Here is a 20,117-nt window from a genome sequence, read left to right as displayed (position 1 = left end):
TTGTTTTTTTGGCAAAACTACACACCTCCGACTTACAGGAATTGTACGAAACGGACATCAAAATAAAATATGGCTTGCAGCCACTACCTCACCGGGAGAATGACCTGTATAAACTTTATAGTCGCGTATAAAATGCGCCTGATCATAGTACCCGCTTAGGTGCGCGATTTCTGTAAGTGACATACGCGGATATTTTGCCAGATATTGAAGTGAAGAATTGAACCTGCAAACACCCAGGTATTCTTTGGGAGATAAGCCAATACTTTTGTGGAATCTTCTGGATAACTGACGCTGGCTAAGGCCTGTTTCTTCAGCGAGTTTAAAAACAGCTATTGAGCCTCGGCTAAGCTGCGCCTTGTTCAGACAATAAGCCACCTGCGGGTCCTGTTTATCCAATTCCAATTGACTGAGCAAAAAGTCCTGCACTACGGTACTGCGTCCTTCATCGGTGGGGACACACGCCAGTTTATCCTCTAGTTCGGAAGTCGCGCCACTCCATAAGTCGAAGAAATTTACAGTGCTGTCCCTAAATAAATGCATTGGCATAGGGATGAATGGATATGCCATCCCGGGATGAAAGCAGACGGCCAGACAGCCGGAGCCTTTACGCATCTGGACGTCCACTGGGCGACTCAGGCGAAAACAAACGATACTATGCTTATAAAGCTCTTGATCTATGACCGCAATCGGGGTACTGGTGTAGTTAAGAAACAATTCCACGCAGGTATCCGGCAGCACCCGGACTTGATTCCAGTCCGCGCCTCCCTCGCATTCCATAGAACATATTGACTTTACGTAGCTTTGTAACTGCGGTAGAATAACATGTGATCGAATGCGCATAGGGCAAAATATAAAACATATAAGTGGTGCTCTCAATAACACCACAATCAGCAAGTATTAAGGCGACTTTCTTCTCAGGTGGTATGAAGCTATTCATGTCACCCCTATTATTTCGGTTGATCGCCGGTGATTTTTTACCGCGAGTATCCGTGCAGAAGCTCCTTAGGGGTAAGTCCGGTGAACTTTTTGAAATCTCGGATAAAGTGTGATTGATCAAAAAAGCCTGCATCCAGCGCCGGTTTGAGCAGCGTACCTGTTGCCTCGACCTGAGTGATTAGTGCTTTCATTCGTACTATATCGGCAAACCGTTTTGGCGTAGTACCCACACTTTTTCTAAATCTCTTTTCAAATGCATCCAGACTGATAAACAGACTGTCAGACAAATCCTTCACGTTAAGTATACCGTTTGCAGCCTTTATTTTCTCGACCGAGCCGGCAATGAGAAGGTCAGCCTTTTGATAACTGATTCTTGCCATAAAGAACTGCTGCACGATACCCACTTTTTGCTCGATAGATACCGCACCATGCAACTGCTCTCCCAAAGCGGCCAGTTCAGACGATTTGAAGAAATTATCCAGACTAACGTTTAATCCAAATAATTCGTGAACGGGCAAATTGAAAAAGGCTGCTGCACCACCTTCCCTAAACTGAACAAGAACGTTAGCACTGTTTTTTCCATATTCAACCATGCTATATGACTTCCTTAAACCCGATAAAGACCACATAGGGAGGCGGGTACTCCCAGCCTCCCCTTTAAATTGCACGTCCCCATTTAAACGGATTGCTGCAACTACACAGGTGTCTGGCAACAACCGGTTCACCAGGATGTCGTTGCATTCAATAACCACAAATGCTTTAACGTATGGGCTTAAACAGGCAGCCGGTTCGAATGTTTGCATAGAATAATGGGTGAATCTACAATTTTACCTGAGTTTCCGCAACCACAGGGCAATGGCTGCACCAATTTCATTCGCAGAATCCTCTTGCAGATTATGATGTCCATTTACAACAATATGAGTCTGGTTTGGCCAGCGTTTGCAAGCCTCTTTCTCTGCCTCGGCCAAAGTCCCCGGCACCGCTTCGACAAACAGTTTGGGAATGTTTGTTTGCCTTAGCCAGTTACTGTTATCATTGACGACATTGACGATATGAGCCGGTTCGCCGCCCAGTGGCAACTGGCGTGCCCAGCTGAGCATGGCTCGCCTGCCTTCGCCAGGCTCCGCAAAGGGCCGCCGGTATTCTGCCATTTCCTCTAAACCCAAAGAGCGTAAAACCGTTTTGGGCAAATTAAACTCAATGAAAGAATTTTCGATAAGTACCATTTGCTCACCTTCATTACTGCGAAGCTTTTGAAAAGTTTCCCGCGCGACCCCGGGCACCTCCTCCCACGAGCGTGGTTTTGTGATAGCTTCCATATACACAATACCCTTCACCGCACCGGGATGCTTTCTTGCCCAATCGAAAGCCAGTACGGAGCCCCAGTCGTGTACCACAAAAACGATATCTTTTTGAAGGCCCAGGCTTGTGAAAAGTGCGTCCAGGTATTTTTCATTATTACTAAATGTATAGTCTGCTTTGTTCGTGAAATGATCCGAATCACCCATGCCCATTAGGTCGGGTGCGATACAGCGGCCCAGATCCCGAACATGGGGTATAATGTTCCGCCATATGTAGCTGGACGCAGGGTTTCCGTGAAGAAAAATAATTGGATTGCCTTCGCCCGCATCAACATAGGCCATTTTGAGCCCATTGATTATTTGAAACTTTTTGGGTAGCCTCAAAACTGTTTCGTCTTGGGATTGCTGTGTTGCATTCATGGTTACTTCGTTCTTTGATTTGATAAATACCTGTGGGCTCTGTTGCAAATTGGCCAATGCCGGCGCCAACATTAGCAGACCGGTGATGGGCCAACTTATAAGTGCTAGTTTCATTCTTGCGATCTTTTACACAAAAATCGGGCTGTTCAGAACAAGTAAATAGTATAAAATCATTGATTTGTATAAGCGGCCATAGGAATCGGACCGACAAAACCCGTCAGGATTGAGTGGATGGCCATTGAAAATAGGAACGTACAATTAACCTTTGAGTGCATCAAAAAGCGTGGGGAGCATTCTCGGCACAGGCATACACTTGGCAATGTTCATGCGCCAAAGTAACAGGACCTGGTATCCAAGCCTGAACCCTTACCTCTTTTTACTTGCTCAGATTCTTTGATTAAATGCAGCTCTATCCGCAGTCTTGGTGTCCAAAACTATAAATTCCTAAATTATGCAGATTTCAAAATTAACCTTTCTTGCACTTTTTTCTGTTTCTACGCTAGTCGGGTGTAAAAAAGATCTCAACCCCGTCGATCCGGTCGAGAATCAGACTCCAGCACTAGTTAAAACCATCATTAGGCCCGATATAGAGGCAATAAAAAGAAACAGCCGAACGCCTACGGGAGCGTTGGACAAAATTGTGACCGAGGTAGAAGGAGAGCAATTTGCCAATCATATGCCAGGCACCAGGCAATATCTGTATGACAACGCTGGAAGAAATATCGGTTTCGCCGATCAATTGTCGCCCAAAAACAGCACACCTGGCTTCTGTGATGTAGTCTACGAGTACAAGGATGATAAGCTTTTCCGTATGTATTTCACAGTCAGAGGGGAGGGTTACTGGGGAGAGCTGGAACCCAACCTAATCATGCGGGAATTCGCTTACGACAAGTCCGACAGGATTGTAAAGGCATATGTGTACTACGTTGATAGAAATGACGTCGCTACTCTTGGTGAGGGGGATGCCCATTCCTTGAAATACGACAATGAAGGCCGCCTGATAGAGTTGAGCACCACAGGTGTTGTTAGCCAAAAGACCGTATACAAATACACAGGCAACAATTTAGAATCCGCTTTTTTTACATTCAGCCAATCACCGGGCAACGTATCTGCTGAATACAGCTACGAGTATAAATATGACAATACCGAAAACGGCCTTAAGAACTTGCCGGAAATACCCAAATTATTCCACCCTGGCCCTTCCTTCTTTGATCAGCTTTTTGGAGACAATAACTTAGTTTCATTGAAGGTCACAAGTAAATACTACCCCACAACAACATCAGGGAGCCAGATGAATATTGAATACTCCACCAAATTCGATGGAGCCGGCCGGGTAATTGAAAAAACAGAAGATTTCAAAGATAACACGCCGTTGGTAAAGAAGCTCTATTACTACAAATAACCGATAATTAACTGCGCCTTCCACACCGTGGGTCATCGGGCCCGTGATAGCTCCGCGAACCACCGAAAGAAAGTAAGCCCGGCGTCCTGGAACCTTGACGACAAGCAGGTTACTGGCTCAGCGTTGGAAGTAAAATTGGCGGATGTCCGTCTCAAAACTCGCGTTCGTGGGACAGCGCACTCTTCTGGTGCCGGTTCATCCACACAGTTTATTCAGCGCTTAATGTAACTTTCCCGAGGAGAAAAACCCCACTGACTGGATAATCAGAAGAGGAAACAACCCGGCCGTCAATATTAATCCAAAAGACAGCATATTCAGATCCTGCAATGACAGCATTTGTTTTATAAAAGGAATATAATACGTTGCTAACAGGATCAGGATACACAAAGCCTGTGCCTGCCAAATGAATTTGTTTCGGGTGATTTCATTGCCAAAAAACTTTCCCTTTCCTGAATAAAGATTGAAAACATGCAGCAACTGCGCCAGCGACAAAGCGTAAAAAGTAACTGTATTACCTTCCTGGTGGCTCAATCCCAGCTGGCTTGTTCCCAACCAAAATACGCCTAAAACACAGACCGTCATAACCAGCGCATAATAAGCGATCCTGCGCCAGTCTTTCCATTCGAGAACCGGCTTTTTGGGATCTCTGGGCGGGAATTGCATGAGTTTATCATTCTCTTTGCCCACACCCAATGCAAGGGCCGGAAATACATCCGTGACGATGTTGATAAAAAGGATTTGTAAGGGCAATAACGGGTTACCCACATTTAAAAAACCCGCAAAAGTGACGACGAAAATCTCGCTCATATTACAGGAGAGCAGGAAGACAATAAACTTTCTGATATTCTCAAAAATGACGCGTCCCTGGCCGATGGCTTTCACAATAGATGTAAAAGAATCGTCTTTTAAGATCATATCCGCTGCTTCTGCGGCCACGGCCGTGCCTCGCAGGCCCATAGCAATGCCTATGTCGGATTTTTTCAGAGCCGGCGCATCATTCACGCCGTCGCCGGTCATGCCGACGATATCGCCCTGTTTTTGGTAGAAATCGATCATATCCAGTTTTTGAGCAGGGTTTACCCGTGCGAACACCTGGCATTTCAGCATCTTTTCCTGATCTGTTGTGGAAGAAAAATCAAATGATTGGAGGTCTTTTCCTGTCAAAACCAGTTGCTCATCCGACTGAACCAGATTGACTTGCCTGGCAATGTTCAAAGAAGTTGCAGGGTGGTCACCCGTTACCATAATAACCTTAATACCAGCATCGTGACAAGCCATCAGGGCTGGCGTTACTTCTTTTCGCGGCGGATCGAGGAAGCCAATAAGCCCGAGGTAAGTGAGCTTCTCTTCCCTGGTAAAATCCGTGGAAGGCATCTGCGCTGACTCGCGGTAGGCAAAGGCCAGCGTGCGCAAGCCGTCGGCAGCCATGCGCTCGGAAATTTCGAGCTCGCTTTTTCTCTCGATATCATTCTTCCAATGGCACAGTTCAGATACTTCTTCAATCGCACCTTTGATAGCCACATAATAACCCGCCGCTGACTCGTGTAGCGTGGCCATAATGCGCGTATCCGAGCTGAATGCTTCCTCGGCTTTCCTGATGTAGTTTGAACCTAAATCTTCCAAATCGACTCCTGCTGCCCGGGCAAATCGCAATAGCGCAATTTCAACCGGATCGCCTATTTGCTTTCTGTCCGAATGCCCGGAAGTCAGCTGGGCATTGTTGGCCAGGGCCCCTACCCTGACCAGCAATGCAAATTCTCTGGAACTGGAAAATCCGGTGTCCTCACCTGTTAGCTCCATCGCCTCCGTCCCTGTTTTTTCCGGGTGCAGGATCACCGATAAATCGCCGGCGGGAAAATGAAGCTGGCGCACTTCGATCTTGTTTTGAGTGAGCGTGCCCGTTTTATCCGTGAAAATAACATTGGTCCCTCCCAGCGTTTCAACGGCCGAAAGCCTTTTGACGATCACTTTTTTCTCGGCTAACCTGAGCATTCCGTAGGCCAGCGCGACCGTGGCTACCACCGACATTCCTTCCGGTATAGCAGCAATGGCAAGCGCAACGGCTGTTTCTATCAACTGTTTGGTTTCTTCGCCGCGAATCAGCCCCACTACTAAAAACAACATCGCTAACCCGATCGTGATCCAGATCAGCACTTTGGCAAGCGAATCGAGCTTGGCTTCGAGCGGCGTCGCGGTACGTTTCGCCTGCTGGACCATCGTTGCGATTTTGCCCAGTTCGGTGGCCTGTCCAATGCCGGTAACAATGGCTTTCGCATTCCCGTTGGTGATCGCGGTTCCCTTGAATAACCGGTTATGCTGGTCGCCCAAAGGTGCATCCGCGGCCGACGGGTCCATACGCTTGGCAGATGGGACCGATTCACCTGTCAATGCCGATTCATCGACTTCCAGCTGGTTGGTCTGGACGATGTTAGCATCCGCCGGGATCAAATCACCGGCTTCCAGGACCAGAATATCGCCCTCGGTGACACGCTCGGAAGGAATTTCGTCGATTTGCCCATCCCTCAACACTCTCGCCGGCGTGGTATCGAGCTTGCGGAGCGCCTCCATGGACTCGCGCGCGTTGTATTCCAATATGAAGCCCGTTGCTGCATTGATGATGATGACGGCAAGTACCGCGAAGCCTTCAACGGTGTCCCCTAACCAAAATGACACGATGGCCGCGGACGCCAAGATCCACACAATCAGGCTATTGAGCTGCCTCAGCAATATCGACCAAAGGCTTTCAGGCTTTTCCCGGTTCAGCTCATTGAGGCCCAAACGCTCGTTTCTTGCTGCCGCCTCCGCACTGGAAAGCCCTTTTGTAATATCCGTTTGGAGCTCTTCCGCCAATTGCTGCGCACTTATTTCTTGAAAGGATTTCGACATAGATTTTCATCCAAAAAAAACATGTATTAAACGACTCGTTGCAAAATGCGTGCTACCTGATGGGAAGATGGTATTGATACTCATTTCAAAAGATGATCCTGATCACCCTTCTGCAGGCTCGATAATAGTATCTTGCATTAAACACCATCCGATGAAAAGGCTTGATCAATATGAACACGGAGAAATCACTGCTTATCATCAATGGAGGCTCATCGAGCATCAGGTTTGCCTTTTATCGGGTGGCTGACGCGGCTTTTACATTATTGCTTAAAGGAAAGCTTTATAACATTGGCAACAATACTACTGAGCCAATTTTAACTACAAATACTTCTGATAAACCCAAAAACCTGGACATCCGGGAGAACAACTATGAACATGCCGTTCAATTTTTGGTAGAATGGCTGGAAAAGCAGCATGAGTTTGCCCAGGTTTCTGCCATCGGCCACCGGATCGTTCATGGGATGGAACAGACGGAACCGCAAAAAATAACGCCTGAATTATTAGCCTATCTCAAGACGATCAGCCCTTGTGATCCGGAGCATTTACCGGAAGAGATCAGGCTGATCGAGCTTTTCAGCAAACGCCATCCTGCATTAAAACAAGTCGCCTGTTTTGACACTGCATTCCATTCCAACATACCCGCCGTCGCAAAACGGTTGCCTATCCCCCGTCGGTTTAGCGGGAAGGGTCTACATAGGTACGGCTTTCACGGCATTTCCTATGCATATCTGATGCAAGAACTGGAACGCCTGGCAGGCAAAGAGGCTGCTAACGGGAAGGTGATACTGGCACATTTGGGAAACGGAGCAAGTCTGGCCGCCGTAAAGGAAGGCCGATGCCTCGATACCAGCATGGGTTTTACCCCGGCCTCGGGCGTGATGATGGGAACCCGCAGCGGAGATATTGATCCCGGTGTTGCCTGGTATATGATGCAGTTTGAACAGCTTAGCGCTAAAAAGTTTAATCACCTGGTCAACCATGAATCGGGACTGATCGGTGTATCTGAAACGAGTTCTGACATGCAGGAATTAATGCAGCTGCAAACAACCGATCACCGCGCCGAAGAAGCAATTGCGCTTTTTTGCTACCAAATCAAAAAACACATCGGTTCCTTCGCTGCTGTGCTGGGAGGTGTCGATACGCTCGTTTTTTCGGGAGGTATTGGTGAAAATATCCCGCAGGTCCGCAGCCGGATTTGCGGGGATCTTGGCTTTCTGGGCATCGGCCTGGATGAAGAACGAAATCAAAACAATGAGGCAATTATTTCGGACGTCGCTGGTAAAGTGACTGTCCGGGTGATTGCTACGAATGAAGAATTAATGATCGCAAGGCTCGTCAGCCAGGTTTTAAATTAAGTCATTAAACAATCAGGATGATGAAAATGGAAGATATTGATATGCGGGGGAAAACGCTGTCGCCGGAATTATTACGGAAAATGAATGCTTACTGGCATGCGGCCAACTATTTATCGGTCGGCCAGATATACCTGTACGGCAATCCGTTGCTCAAAGACCGATTAACGCTCGAACATATCAAGCCCCGGCTGCTCGGTCACTGGGGCACGACACCCGGACTGAATTTTATCTACGTCCACCTCAACCGCATCATCAAACAATACGACCTGAACATTATCTACGTAGCGGGTCCGGGCCACGGCGGTCCCGGACTGGTGGCGAATACTTATCTGGAAGGGACTTATAGCGAAGTTTACCCGGATATTTCGGAAGACGAGACCGGAATGCAGAAACTTTTCAAACAGTTCTCCTTTCCGGGCGGCATTCCCAGTCACGTGGCGCCGGAAACGCCTGGTTCCATCCACGAAGGCGGCGAGCTCGGTTACTCACTGGTGCACGCATTCGGGGCTGTTTTTGACAATCCGCACCTGATTGCGGCCTGTGTGGTAGGCGATGGCGAAGCCGAAACCGGGGCGCTGGCCGCGAGCTGGCATTCCAACAAATTCCTGAACCCCGCCCATGACGGCGCGGTACTTCCCATCCTGCATTTGAATGGTTATAAAATCGCTAACCCTACCGTGCTGGCACGGATTCCGAAAGCGGAATTGGAACAGCTTTTCCGCGGATATGGCTATAATCCGTATTTCGTGGAAGGCGACGACCCGGAAACCATGCACGAATTGCTGGCTTCGACTTTGGACATTGTCGTGGAAGAAATCAGGCAGATTCAAAGCGATGCGCGGGTTCACGGATTCAAAGAACGAACTGCCTGGCCGATGATCATTTTCTGCACGCCCAAGGGATGGACCGGCCCTAAAACCGTGGATGGCCTGCAAATTGAGGGTACCTGGCGCGCGCATCAGGTACCGTTGGCCGAGCTGGCAAGCAAACCCGAGCATGTGCAAATGCTGGAAACGTGGATGAAAAGCTATCGTCCCGAATTGCTTTTTGATGAAAATGGAAAGCTGATACGCGAATTCGCCGAACTCGCCCCGGCAGGGAACAGACGAATGGGCGCCAATCCAAGTGCCAATGGCGGCGCGCTTCTCGTCGATTTACAAATGCCTGATTTTCGCGCCCATGCCGTGTCGGTTACCACGCCTGGAAACAGTAAGGCCGAAGCGACGTCGGTCATGGGTGAATTTCTGAGGGACGTGATGAAAGCCAACTGGCACGAACGGAATTTCAGGATATTCGGGCCGGATGAGACCTCCTCCAACCGACTTTCCCACCTCTTCGACATCACCGACCGGACTTCCACGGCGGAAATCATTACGGGCGACAACCATATTTCCCCCGATGGCCGTGTGATGGAGGTTTTGAGCGAACATCTTTGTCAGGGTTGGCTGGAAGGTTACTTGCTCACCGGCAGGCACGGGTTATTTTCCTGCTATGAGGCATTCATTCACATCGTGGATTCGATGTTTAACCAGCATGCAAAATGGCTTCAAGTTTCCAGAAACTTACCGTGGCGCAAACAGATTGCCTCGCTGAATTACCTCCTCACCTCGCACGTATGGAGGCAGGACCATAATGGAAACAGCCATCAGGATCCGGGGTTTCTGGATGTTGTAGCGAACAAAACAGCGGATATCGTCCGCATTTACCTCCCGCCGGATGCCAACACGCTGCTTTCGGTAACCGATCACTGTCTCAGAAGCCGGGACTATATCAACGTAATCGTCGCCGGAAAACAGCCCGAAATGCAATGGCTGGAGATGGATGCGGCCGTCAAACACTGCACGGCCGGTCTGGGGATCTGGAAATGGGCCAGCAACGACGAAGGTTTCGAACCCGATGTGGTGATGGCCTGCGCCGGAGATGTGCCCACGCTCGAAACGATCGCCGCCGTTCAAATCCTGAGGAAACATTTACCGGAATTGAAAGTGCGGGTAATTAATGTGGTGGACCTGATGACGCTCCAACCCGAAAGCGAGCATCCGCACGGCCTGAACGACAAGGATTTCGATATCCTTTTCACCAAAGACAAACCCATTATTTTCGCATTTCACGGCTATCCGCTACTGATCCACCGCCTCACCTACCGCCGGACAAACCACAAAAACCTACACGTCCGCGGCTACAAAGGCGAAGGGACCACAACAACTCCGTTCGATATGGTAGTGCTCAACGACCTCGACCGGTTCCACCTCGTGAGCGACGTGATCGACCGCCTGCCCGACCTCGGCGCAAAAGGCGCCTATATCAAACAATATCTCCGAGATAAGCTAATCGATCACAAGGCTTACATTGAAATGCACGGGGAGGATATGCCTGAGATTTTGGAGTGGAAGTGGGATGTGGGGTAGTTCGCAGTTTCTCTTTAACGAAACTTTTTCTATATTTGTCTCTATAAACACACTATGAATGGCCAAACTTTTTGAGATTGCTTTCTTAGATGAAGCACTTGATTTTCTAAATGGACTGGAAAAAAAGCATTACGAAAAAAATCTTTACAACATTCGTAAATCACAAGTAAAGACAGATCCTGAGCTGTTTAAGAAATTGACTGATGATATTTGGGAATTCAGGACACGTTACCAAGGTATTCAATACAGACTTCTCGCATTTTGGGACAAAACTCTACCGAAAGAAACATTAGTTATATCGACGCACGGATTATTAAAAAAAGAAGTAGAGTTCCAGAAAATGAAATTAAAAAATCGGCAGACATTCGGCTTAAATATTTTTCAGAAAAACAGTTAGAAGGCAAGAAAAAATGAAAGCATATACATTAGACGAAGTTCAGGACAAACTTCTTGGAAAAATTGGAACCCCCGAACGAGATAGATTTGAATACGAACTTCAAATGGACTTGATTGGCAAAGCAATAAAAGAAACTAGAAAAGAAAGAAATCTAACTCAGAAAGAACTGGGAAACCTGATTGGTGTACAAAAAGCTCAAATTTCAAGACTTGAAAGCAATGCAAGTAATGTAACAATGGACACATTATTGAGAGTTTTTACCGCCTTAAAAGCCAAAGTAAAGCTGCAAGTTGAATTGCCTAATCTAAAAATAAGCATTGGAGAATAATCTGGCAAACTAAAATACTCTACACCACCACACTAACAATTCAAAACCTTGAAATACACCCTATCCCACCTCCCCGACGATAAACAGGAAGAACTAAAAACACTCACCAAGATCATTGTTGAAAAGGTACCCTCCGAAATGGTCATCCTTTTTGGCAGCCACGCGCGTGGTGATTGGGTGGAAGATTTTCAGGAGAATTACGAGTATGTAAGTGATTATGATATTCTCGTTATTACCAAAGACAGGAAATCTGCCAAGGATGGCGAAAAGTGGTGGGATCTGAGCAAGAAATTAAGTAGTAATGAAGAGAACACAAGAACTACCGTCATTCAACATAGTATTGGGTTTGTAAATGATAAGATCGAACGGAATGAATATTTTTTTGTCGATATTTTAAAAGAAGGAATTTTGCTTTTTGATTCGGGAAAATTCAAATTATCTGAGCCAAAAAATATGAATCCCGAGGAAAGACAGAAAAAAGCAAAAGAGCAGTTTGAGCCTTGGTTTAGTTCTGCGAATGAGTTCCTGGATATAGATGCAGACTTGGAAAAAGGCCATTTTAAAAAAGCAGCTTTCCTACTTCATCAATCAACAGAAAGATATTATGCCGCTATCCTCCTCGTCTTCACCGACTACAAGCCAAAAATCCACGACATAGAGAAATTAGGCAATCAGGCCGAAAAACTCCATTCCGCTTTTGGAACGGTTTTTCCGAAAAATACACCAGAAGAAAAACGGCTGTTTGAACTCTTGCAAAAGGCATACATCGATTCGAGATATAATATGAATTACAAAATCGAAAAAGAAGAATTACAATATCTATCCGATCGTGTGAAGCTGCTGAGAGATTTGACGGAACGCATTTGCAATGAGCGGATTGCTCAATTTACGGAAGGGTAACGCGGAAGTGTTCAATACACTTCAAGAAGAATTAAAAAAGAGGGTTTGCGCTTTTACTTATCGATTTAGTCGGCCAATGCGTGCTCGTATTCGACAACCAATTCGTTATCGACCAACTCAACGCCCGGCGCTTTCCAGGCTTGTCGTTCCGCTTCATCCCTTTCATACCACGATCCCACGGTGCCGGTTAGGAGAACGGTGTTATCTGACACTTCCACCTGTATATCCTGTTCCTTAATAGACCAATTGCGCGCCAATGCACTTTCAATGGCGATCTTTTCGATCTGGTCGATAGTTTCAGTTTTGATCGTAATGTTGTTTAAAACCCCTTTAACGCCCACCATTTTTTGGACGATCGCGGCGGTAGCTTCTTTTTGATGATTCCATTGAACTTCACCTTCCAGTGTGATCCATCCTTTTTCAATGGTTATCTGAATTTTATCCTCCGGAATTTCCATGTTCCATTTAAATGCGTTCAGGATTTCCCGGGCGAGATCATTATCATCGGGGCTAAAAATGCTACTAAGCATTTTGACGTCGATTTGCTCAATAACCACCTTTACTCCGGATACTTTCTTGGCAGCATCCTCTGCCTGGAATTTTTTTGCATAATTATCTACTGTACCCAACAGCGTGACCACACCATTCTTAGCCGAAACGCCTATTTCCGCGTTTGCCAATAACGGTTCCCATTTGATAGCATCCCGAACGTCTTTCTGTAACTGCTCATTCGTTTTCATGTCGTTGATTTAGATTAGGATAGTGCAATTATTAAGCAAAGGTCACCAAACACTAGCCGTAATACTTACATAGAATCGGGTAATAGTTACACTAATCACTGATTGTCATTTAGCATAATGGCTTCTCAATTTCGCATAAATTATGTTCGTTTATTTGCATTACCTGTTACTTTCCGCATCCGGCCATTTGATGCGTTTGCTGATGAACGTTGGGCACGGTTGTTGCCCATGCGTGGAACCGATAAAGTTGGCTATCTTGCAGTACATCAATCGCAGAGACTTGCGCAAATTTCATGGAAAATTCAGCCCTGCTTAAAGCGATCATCGATCATGCGATTGACGGCATCATTACCATCGATCATGTCGGGACAATCGAAACCATTAACCCCTCGGCATGCCAGCTGTTTGAATATGAACCGGAGGAATTGATTGGAAAAAATATATCCATTCTAATGCCTGCCCAGGAACGGGAGCAACATGACGGTTACCTGGACCATTACCATCAGACCTCCCAAAAAACTGTGATGGGCACGGGACGGGAAGTAATGGGCCTTAGGAAATTAGGAGAAGTTTTCCCTTTCAGGCTGGGTATTAGCGAGGTACAATTGTCGGGACGGAAGATTTATACAGGATTTATACACGATCTGAGCCGGGAAAAACAGGCCGAAGAAAAGCTGAGGGATTATGCCCTTCACCTCGAAGAACAGGTGGACGAGCGGACCAGGCTATTACAGGAAACAATCAATGCCCTGGAAGGAGCGAAGGAAAAAGTGAGCAAGTCGCTCGAAAAGGAAATGGAGCTTGGCCAGCTCAAAAGCAGGTTTGTTTCGATGGCTTCGCATGAATTCCGGACGCCGCTGAGCTCTATCCAGCTTTCGGCGATCCTGATCGAAAAATATGCTGGCGAATGCATTCATCCGGGCATCTCGAAGCATGTTGCCAAAATCAAAGTTTCCGTCAATAACCTTACCAGCATATTAAACGACTTCCTATCCATGGAAAGGCTGGAAACCGGTGAGTTTAAGGCTACTCCCGAGCTCTTCGACATCGTGCAATTCTCGGAAGAAATCACCGAAGAAATGCAGATGATCGCCAAGCAAAACCAGCAGATCATTTACCAGCACACGGGCACGTCAAGCGCTGTATCGATGGACCAGGCGCTCTTGAAAAACGCCATCGTCAACCTCATCAGTAATGCCATCAAGTATTCCGGCGAAAATACTTTTATCGAATTCAGTACCGAAATCACACCTACGCTTTTAAGCATTGTCGTCAGCGATAACGGCATTGGCATCCCCGAAAGCGACCAGAAACATTTGTCCGAAGCATTTTTCAGGGCACATAACACGGGCACCATTCCCGGAACGGGCCTTGGCCTGCATATTGTGAGCCGGTATGCGAAGCTCATGAACGGGCACCTGGAATTTACCAGCAAGGTCAACCGGGGTGCGTCTTTCACACTCTCCTTTCCGCAAAGCCATGAATGAATCCATATTGATCATCGAAGACAATGACGATATCCGGGAAAGCACGGCTGAGATCCTAGGGTTTTCGGGCTACCGGGTCATGAAGGCCGGCAATGGGAAAAGCGGTGTCGAAATGGCGACCAGCCAACGGCCGGACCTGATCTTGTGCGACATTATGATGCCCGAACTCGACGGTTTCGGCGTGTTATACCTGCTGAGCAAAAACCCGGAAACGGCGTCGATCCCATTCATCTTTCTAACTGCCAGGGCAGAAAGGGTTGATTTTCGAAAAGGAATGGAAATGGGCGCGGACGATTACCTGACGAAGCCTTTCGACGATATCGAACTGCTCAATGCGATTGAAGCAAGACTGAAAAAGGAAGAAAAACAAAAAGCGTATCACAGTAAGACATTGCAGGGCCTCGAAAAACTGACGGCCGTCTCGCAGACCGGCGCAGCGGAACTGAGGGCATTGATTGCCTGCCGGAAAATCAGGCAGCTTAAAAAAAATCAATTCCTGTATTATGACGGCGACCAGCCGATGGGCCTTTACCTCGTGCTGGAAGGTTGTATCAAAACCGCCAAGCAGGCCGATGACGGCAGGGAATTGACTACCGGCATGTATTACACCGACGACTATCTGGGTGTGAGTGCGCTGTTGCTGAACGAAGCTTTCAGCGAAACTGCCCAGGCGGTGGAGGACACTGCCGTGTGCCTGCTCTTAAAAGAATCCGTTCTGTTACTGCTGGACCAATACCCGCAGATTGGGAACCAGTTTATCAAAATTTTGTCCAACGATATTCGCGAAAAGGAGGAACAGCTGCTTAACCTGGCCTATTATTCGGTTAGAAAACGACTGTCGCGTGCCCTGCTGCGGCTAGGCAACCAGTCTGCGGAAACACCATCCGGACGCTCGTCGGGCACTCAGGATGGCACTACTTTGCCATTCAATATTTCAAGGGAACAGCTGGCCGCGCTCGTAGGCATTGCCGCCGAAACGGTGAGCCGGACGCTGACCGACTTTCAAAATGAGGGATTGATTGATAAAAAGGGAAGTTCGATAAAAATACGCGACATGGTCGGGCTGGTGAAGATGAAAAACTGATCAGCATCACATTTAAGTGTGCCTGAGATTATCCCCTATCCAGAAGAACGCGGCTACATTCGTATTGAATTGAACCGCGATCACCTATGAAAGTTGTAGCTTATAGTATCAAAGCGTTCGAAAAAGAACCGCTGGCGAAGGCCAATCAGAAAAAACATGATATTACATTAATATCCAATGCATTAAACATCCAAACCTGTGGTTACGCCCAGGGAAAGGATGCGGTGCTGGTGTTCACCGACGACGATGTTTCAGCCGGGGTGATCGATACCCTGGCCGACATGGGGACGAAATATATCGCTACCCGGTCGTCCGGCATGGACCATATCGACAAAAATGCGGCGGCGGCAAGGGGAATCAAGCTCGCCAATGTGGTCGCCTATTCGCCGCAAGCGATCGCCGAGCATGCCGTTGCCCTGGCCATGGCCCTGAACCGGCATCTGATGCAGGCCAATGAAAACGGCCATCATTACAATTTCAAGCTCGACGGCCTCACCGGGTTTAACTTCAAGGATAAAACGGTCGGTCTGATCGGGCTGGGGAGCACTGGACTCGCGGTGGCATCGATCTTCAACGGCCTGGGCTGTCATGTGATCGGGCATGATATGATCGAAATGGAAGGTATGGTAAACGTCGAGCAGGTTCCGCTTGATGAACTTTATGCCCGCTCGGATATTATTTCCTTGCATTTGCCGGCAAGCGCTCAAACAAAACACATGATCGACGCGAAAGCGATGGCGAAGATGAAATCCGGCGTGATGCTGATCAACACGGCAAGAGGCGCTTTGATCAAAACGGAGGATCTGCCCCAGGCGCTCGACGAGGGAAAAATCGGTTATCTGGGAATGGATGTGTATGAATTTGAAAAAGGCCTGTTCTTTGAAGATCATGCATCTGATCTAAAAAAAGACCCTCTACTTGGAAAGCTGCTCGGATATCCCAATGTGATCATCACGCCACACCAGGCATTTCTGACCCGGGAAGCGTTGCAGCAAATCGCCGGGCAGACGGTGAAAAATCTCGATTTATGGCAGGCGGAGCATCATTAACCGCATTGTGCTCAGGATTAGGCAAATGCGTGATGACCGTCACTAATTGGCCGACCAGATCTGGCGAAATTTGCTTAACAATGTTTCTGCTCTTAGAACATCAATATAAAAAACATGATCATGAAAAACATATGGGTAATGGCTACGCTTGGCGTGCTGATGTCAATGCAATTGTCTGCGCAAGTGGTGTCAAAAGACTCTATCGGCAGTTTGAAAAACCAGAAGGAAGCCATTCAAATCAGCAAGGATTTGAACGAAAGGAAGATCAAGCTGGCAAAGCTTGAAAACGAATTGAAAGACAAATCCGAGCTGGTGGATAAAACAGCCCAGAAAGCCCAGGAATCCGCCGACGATAACGGTACAGCCGCAGAAAGGCTGACGAATGATGCGCAGGATAAGAAAAAAGCCAACAAGGCCAATAATGCCGCCGGAGACGCCCAACGCGACTCAAAAAAAGCAAGAAAGGCTTCTAACAGCCTTGAAAACCTGATCGAAGACATTGAATCTCTGAAATCCGCGATCGCTGACGATGAAAAAAAGCTGGCGGCTATCCCGGGTTATCCTTTTCAAAACTAAACAGATAAAGCAATCGGAATGTGGCTGCGATTCATGACGAGGTAAACTCAAAAGAAGCATAGGCCGCTTCACAGCTACGGGTGCGGGAACGGGAAACAGCAAAATATTTCAGGGTAACTTATTAGGGCCGTATGCCCACATAAGTTACCCTGAAACAGTTACAAACGGTCTTCACCAGATAGCCAGTTCAAAATAAGATTAAAGCGAGTGCAAAAATGAAAATACCGCATCGGTGGCCGCTTTAATCTCATGGCTGTCCGTGTTAGGTTCCTTTTTGTCTGCCTTATGGTGCAGACATTCCCAGACAGGAAAGTTTCTTTTAATTTTGTGAACTTACCGACAGGCGCATCAATAGAAAAGCCATTTGGATTACGTCATGCCTATTCATAGTTGACTAAAAACCTCTATGGCCAATCAGCTACCGGTAAAAAGCCTTGTCAAACTCAACTGGATCGTCTCGCTGATGTGTTCGGTTGTGATTTTCATTTTCCTGTTTTCCTCTACCGGGAATATAGGCCTGGCGGTTAACTGCTTTTTTCAAGCCATGCTTTTTTTTGCTGACGACCTTTGCCAATTTGTTGCTATTAAAGGCAGTCGCTGGCAGAAAAGATTTGGGCGGTAAACTTCTTCCAAGCAGGTACTATGTACTGAGCTTCATGGCGGCTCTTGTTATTGGCATCTTTTCCCGAGTGTTTTATTCGGCCGTCACGGGCCATTCGTTGGAAACAGTTCAAAGCCCTTCCTATTGGGAACATACACCAACGGTCTTATCGGTCATTACTTTGAATGCATTGATATTGATCATTCAAAGATTGATAGTGGTTCAACATAAGAGGGTACAAAGCGAATTTGAAAATCTACAGTTGACGGCCAGGGCCAGTGAAACAGAAAACCTGTTGCTACGACAGCAAATCCATCCCCATTTTCTTTTCAACTCACTGACTACCATAAAGTCCCTTTACAAGATCGATCCAAAACAAGGCGAAACCTATCTTGTGCACCTGGCAAATTTCCTAAGGGTAGCCATTTCAAACCAGACTACGACGACTGCGCTTATCAAGCACGAGCTGGAATTTTGTCTTGATTACCTGAAAATGCAGGAAACCCGGTTCGGTCCCGCACTCCTGTATTCTATGTCTATGGAAGAAGAGACGATCAAGAGCAAGTATCTGCCCTATTTTTGCTTGCAACCCTTGGTCGAGAATGTGCTTAAACACAATGATCTGACAGAAAACCGACCGATCAAGATCCGCATCGAGCAGAACGGACAGTACCTTCGGATATCCAATAATATGCAGCCGCGCAGATACAAGGAACCATCGACCGGCTTTGGGCTCTCAAACCTTTCGGAGCGCTACCGGCTATTAGGGAGCGAGGGCATATCGATCACCTCAGACAACGAGAATTTCACTGTTACCATAAAGATCCTTGACAAATGAAGATAGTTATCATCGAAGACGAAAGGTTTACTGCACGGGACCTTGCGCAGACCCTGGTTCAACTGGACCCCTCCATTGAAATTATGTCGATCCTCCATTCAGTCGAAGAGGGACGAGCCTGGTTTACTGATAACGGGACTCCTGATTTGATATTCCGTGATATTCAACTGGGCGATGGACTGAGCTTCGAAATCCTGGGAAGCGAATTTGTACCGGTCATCTTTTGCACTGCATTTGACGAATACGCCCTCAATGCTTTTAACTCCAACGGGATTGACTACATTCTCAAACCCTTTACTTCCGAGTCTGTCGGAGCCGCTTTGCAAAAGTTCAAAAACCTGACAAAGGCCAAAAAAGAGGCACTGCCTGACCAATATGAGGCAGTCCGGCGGCTTTTGTCAGAAATTAAATCCCCAAAACCATCCTCGCTGCTGATTCAGCACCGCGATGTGATCATGCCGATCAAAATCGAAGACATTGCCGTTTTTCAGTTGGACTATGGCCTGGTGCAGCTGCTCACTTTTAAAAAGACAAAACACTTCCCTAATAAAAGCCTGGATGAACTGGAAGCAATAGTCGGAGAAGATTTTTTCCGGATCAACAGGCAGTTTCTGGTCAACCGGAAAGCCATTGTGAATGCTTCCAGCATCTTTTCCCGCAAACTTTCATTAAGCCTGTCGGTGGCTGTTGACGAGACTATTACCGTAAGCAAAGAAAAATCACCCGTCTTTCTTCAGTGGCTCTCAGGCGGAAGCTACTGATTCCTGTTCAAACCGTGCTGGATCAAGACCTGTTAAAATTTGAGAGCTGCCTGCTTACCAGCTTTTTTGTCCGCTTCGCGACAAAACCATTCCCGCCTAATATCAAAAGCTACTGATCTTTGACTCAACAAAAGCTGTGGTACACAAGATCAACGCGTCGGCCATCAGAAGTCATTGGGATGTCTTCACAAATGACCGGGTTGACGGACCAGCCAAGCCCAAGCAAATAGTAATCGAAGTTAGCCATGATCGCGCTGTGCAGGCCCTGCAAGACGGGGCTCCTTTTTGACCTGTTTGCATGTTTCATATCCTTGACGTGGTTCCGTTTTGGTTTGCACTTTTGCGGGTTAGTAAATATTTAAAGTGTCAATTCTCATCCAGTTTGCCGATAGTATTCAGCCTCGAAGGCAGCTGGATTCAGATAGTTTAAAGAAGAATGCAGCCTTCTTGTATTATAATATCCGTCGATGTATTCAAATAGGACGGCCTTCAATTTTTCTAGGCTCTCATATCCACCTTTCGGCATATTCAGCTCCGCCTTCAGTCTGCTCCAGAACGACTCGACCCACGCATTGTCGTAGGGATCATCGGCCCGAGACATACTCTGATTCAACTTAAAGGTCTTAATCGTTTTTTTCATCTTGTGCG

The 20,117-nt window shown here is 47.1% G+C and carries 18 protein-coding genes; 12 read left to right on the top strand and 6 right to left on the bottom strand.

The features are described 5' to 3' along the window. Window positions 1–57: 57 nt before the first annotated feature. From BP71_RS35700 to BP71_RS35690, 3 genes are all read right to left on the bottom strand, one after another. Entirely contained in the window at window positions 58–840 is a 783-nt protein-coding gene (locus BP71_RS35700; RefSeq protein ID WP_496386464.1) for a helix-turn-helix domain-containing protein, read from the bottom strand. Window positions 841–974: 134 nt separating this feature from the next. Next, on the bottom strand, window positions 975–1,739 hold the full coding sequence (locus tag BP71_RS35695) for an AraC family transcriptional regulator (RefSeq protein WP_496386463.1): 765 nt from the start codon (window positions 1,737–1,739) through the stop codon (window positions 975–977). A 24-nt stretch (window positions 1,740–1,763) separates the two neighbouring features. Then, the gene (locus BP71_RS35690) at window positions 1,764–2,771 is read right to left on the bottom strand and encodes a haloalkane dehalogenase (RefSeq protein ID WP_496386462.1); all 1,008 of its coding nucleotides are present in this window, start codon (window positions 2,769–2,771) and stop codon (window positions 1,764–1,766) included. 337 nt (window positions 2,772–3,108) lie between these two features. Between BP71_RS35690 and BP71_RS35685 the strand changes: the two genes are divergently transcribed. Continuing rightward, window positions 3,109–4,059: a hypothetical protein gene (locus BP71_RS35685; protein ID WP_496386461.1), complete on the top strand. Its 951-nt coding sequence runs from the start codon at window positions 3,109–3,111 to the stop codon at window positions 4,057–4,059. A 219-nt stretch (window positions 4,060–4,278) separates the two neighbouring features. Here the strand turns inward: BP71_RS35685 and BP71_RS35680 are convergent, their stop codons facing one another. After that, a complete protein-coding gene (locus BP71_RS35680) occupies window positions 4,279–6,945 on the bottom strand; it encodes a cation-translocating P-type ATPase (protein WP_496386460.1) in 2,667 nt (888 codons plus the stop codon). Window positions 6,946–7,115: 170 nt separating this feature from the next. Here BP71_RS35680 and BP71_RS35675 point away from each other — a divergent pair, with 170 nt between their 5' ends. Genes BP71_RS35675 through BP71_RS35655 form a run of 5 tightly spaced genes read left to right on the top strand, consistent with a single transcriptional unit; the run spans window position 7,116 to window position 12,333 of the window. After that, window positions 7,116–8,300, top strand: coding sequence for an acetate/propionate family kinase (locus tag BP71_RS35675; RefSeq protein WP_496386459.1), 1,185 nt, complete (start codon window positions 7,116–7,118; stop codon window positions 8,298–8,300). 17 nt (window positions 8,301–8,317) lie between these two features. Continuing rightward, window positions 8,318–10,708, top strand: coding sequence for a phosphoketolase family protein (locus BP71_RS35670; protein ID WP_496386458.1), 2,391 nt, complete (start codon window positions 8,318–8,320; stop codon window positions 10,706–10,708). 58 nt (window positions 10,709–10,766) lie between these two features. Then, entirely contained in the window at window positions 10,767–11,105 is a 339-nt protein-coding gene (locus BP71_RS35665; RefSeq protein ID WP_496386457.1) for a type II toxin-antitoxin system RelE/ParE family toxin, read from the top strand. Window positions 11,106–11,118: 13 nt separating this feature from the next. Continuing rightward, window positions 11,119–11,433: a helix-turn-helix domain-containing protein gene (locus tag BP71_RS35660; RefSeq protein ID WP_496386456.1), complete on the top strand. Its 315-nt coding sequence runs from the start codon at window positions 11,119–11,121 to the stop codon at window positions 11,431–11,433. 48 nt (window positions 11,434–11,481) lie between these two features. Beyond that, entirely contained in the window at window positions 11,482–12,333 is an 852-nt protein-coding gene (locus BP71_RS35655) for a HEPN domain-containing protein (protein WP_496386455.1), read from the top strand. A gap of 65 nt (window positions 12,334–12,398) precedes the next feature. Here BP71_RS35655 and BP71_RS35650 read toward each other — a convergent pair whose 3' ends face one another. Further along, window positions 12,399–13,073, bottom strand: a complete 675-nt coding sequence (locus BP71_RS35650; RefSeq protein ID WP_496386454.1) for a BON domain-containing protein — start codon at window positions 13,071–13,073, stop codon at window positions 12,399–12,401. A gap of 293 nt (window positions 13,074–13,366) precedes the next feature. Here BP71_RS35650 and BP71_RS35645 point away from each other — a divergent pair, with 293 nt between their 5' ends. From BP71_RS35645 to BP71_RS35620, 6 genes are all read left to right on the top strand, one after another. Beyond that, the gene (locus BP71_RS35645; protein ID WP_496386453.1) at window positions 13,367–14,560 is read left to right on the top strand and encodes a PAS domain-containing sensor histidine kinase; all 1,194 of its coding nucleotides are present in this window, start codon (window positions 13,367–13,369) and stop codon (window positions 14,558–14,560) included. Beyond that, the gene (locus BP71_RS35640; RefSeq protein WP_496386452.1) at window positions 14,553–15,644 is read left to right on the top strand and encodes a response regulator; all 1,092 of its coding nucleotides are present in this window, start codon (window positions 14,553–14,555) and stop codon (window positions 15,642–15,644) included. The genes BP71_RS35645 and BP71_RS35640 overlap by 8 nt, the downstream gene beginning before the upstream one ends. Window positions 15,645–15,730: 86 nt before the next feature. After that, on the top strand, window positions 15,731–16,693 hold the full coding sequence (locus BP71_RS35635; protein ID WP_496386451.1) for a 2-hydroxyacid dehydrogenase: 963 nt from the start codon (window positions 15,731–15,733) through the stop codon (window positions 16,691–16,693). Between the two features lie 120 nt (window positions 16,694–16,813). After that, on the top strand, window positions 16,814–17,269 hold the full coding sequence (locus BP71_RS35630) for a hypothetical protein (protein ID WP_496386450.1): 456 nt from the start codon (window positions 16,814–16,816) through the stop codon (window positions 17,267–17,269). An 896-nt stretch (window positions 17,270–18,165) separates the two neighbouring features. Further along, on the top strand, window positions 18,166–18,708 hold the full coding sequence (locus BP71_RS35625; protein WP_496386449.1) for a sensor histidine kinase: 543 nt from the start codon (window positions 18,166–18,168) through the stop codon (window positions 18,706–18,708). Continuing rightward, window positions 18,705–19,469 carry a LytR/AlgR family response regulator transcription factor gene (locus BP71_RS35620; protein WP_496386448.1) on the top strand — a complete coding sequence of 255 codons (765 nt, stop codon included), beginning with the start codon at window positions 18,705–18,707 and terminating at the stop codon, window positions 19,467–19,469. Before BP71_RS35625 ends, BP71_RS35620 begins: the two co-directional genes overlap by 4 nt. A gap of 373 nt (window positions 19,470–19,842) precedes the next feature. Here the strand turns inward: BP71_RS35620 and BP71_RS35615 are convergent. Further along, a partial coding sequence (locus tag BP71_RS35615; RefSeq protein ID WP_496386447.1) for an integrase core domain-containing protein occupies window positions 19,843–20,117 on the bottom strand: 275 nt, incomplete at its 5' end.

The sequence above is a fragment of the Dyadobacter ginsengisoli DSM 21015 genome, assembly GCF_059568735.1.
The sequence above is the reverse complement of the archived record's forward strand: the minus strand, read 5'-3'. Positions and strand labels throughout refer to the sequence as shown.

Bases quoted from the DNA above. Each gene is read 5' to 3' on its own strand.
- BP71_RS35700 (WP_496386464.1), bottom strand. From the start codon at position 840: ATGCGCATTCGATCACATGTTATTCTACCGCAGTTACAAAGCTACGTA.
- BP71_RS35695 (WP_496386463.1), bottom strand. From the start codon at position 1,739: ATGCAAACATTCGAACCGGCTGCCTGTTTAAGCCCATACGTTAAAGCA.
- BP71_RS35690 (WP_496386462.1), bottom strand. From the start codon at position 2,771: ATGAAACTAGCACTTATAAGTTGGCCCATCACCGGTCTGCTAATGTTG.
- BP71_RS35685 (WP_496386461.1), top strand. From the start codon at position 3,109: ATGCAGATTTCAAAATTAACCTTTCTTGCACTTTTTTCTGTTTCTACG.
- BP71_RS35680 (WP_496386460.1), bottom strand. From the start codon at position 6,945: ATGTCGAAATCCTTTCAAGAAATAAGTGCGCAGCAATTGGCGGAAGAG.
- BP71_RS35675 (WP_496386459.1), top strand. From the start codon at position 7,116: ATGAACACGGAGAAATCACTGCTTATCATCAATGGAGGCTCATCGAGC.
- BP71_RS35670 (WP_496386458.1), top strand. From the start codon at position 8,318: ATGATGAAAATGGAAGATATTGATATGCGGGGGAAAACGCTGTCGCCG.
- BP71_RS35665 (WP_496386457.1), top strand. From the start codon at position 10,767: ATGGCCAAACTTTTTGAGATTGCTTTCTTAGATGAAGCACTTGATTTT.
- BP71_RS35660 (WP_496386456.1), top strand. From the start codon at position 11,119: ATGAAAGCATATACATTAGACGAAGTTCAGGACAAACTTCTTGGAAAA.
- BP71_RS35650 (WP_496386454.1), bottom strand. From the start codon at position 13,073: ATGAAAACGAATGAGCAGTTACAGAAAGACGTTCGGGATGCTATCAAA.
- BP71_RS35645 (WP_496386453.1), top strand. From the start codon at position 13,367: ATGGAAAATTCAGCCCTGCTTAAAGCGATCATCGATCATGCGATTGAC.
- BP71_RS35640 (WP_496386452.1), top strand. From the start codon at position 14,553: ATGAATGAATCCATATTGATCATCGAAGACAATGACGATATCCGGGAA.
- BP71_RS35635 (WP_496386451.1), top strand. From the start codon at position 15,731: ATGAAAGTTGTAGCTTATAGTATCAAAGCGTTCGAAAAAGAACCGCTG.
- BP71_RS35630 (WP_496386450.1), top strand. From the start codon at position 16,814: ATGAAAAACATATGGGTAATGGCTACGCTTGGCGTGCTGATGTCAATG.
- BP71_RS35620 (WP_496386448.1), top strand. From the start codon at position 18,705: ATGAAGATAGTTATCATCGAAGACGAAAGGTTTACTGCACGGGACCTT.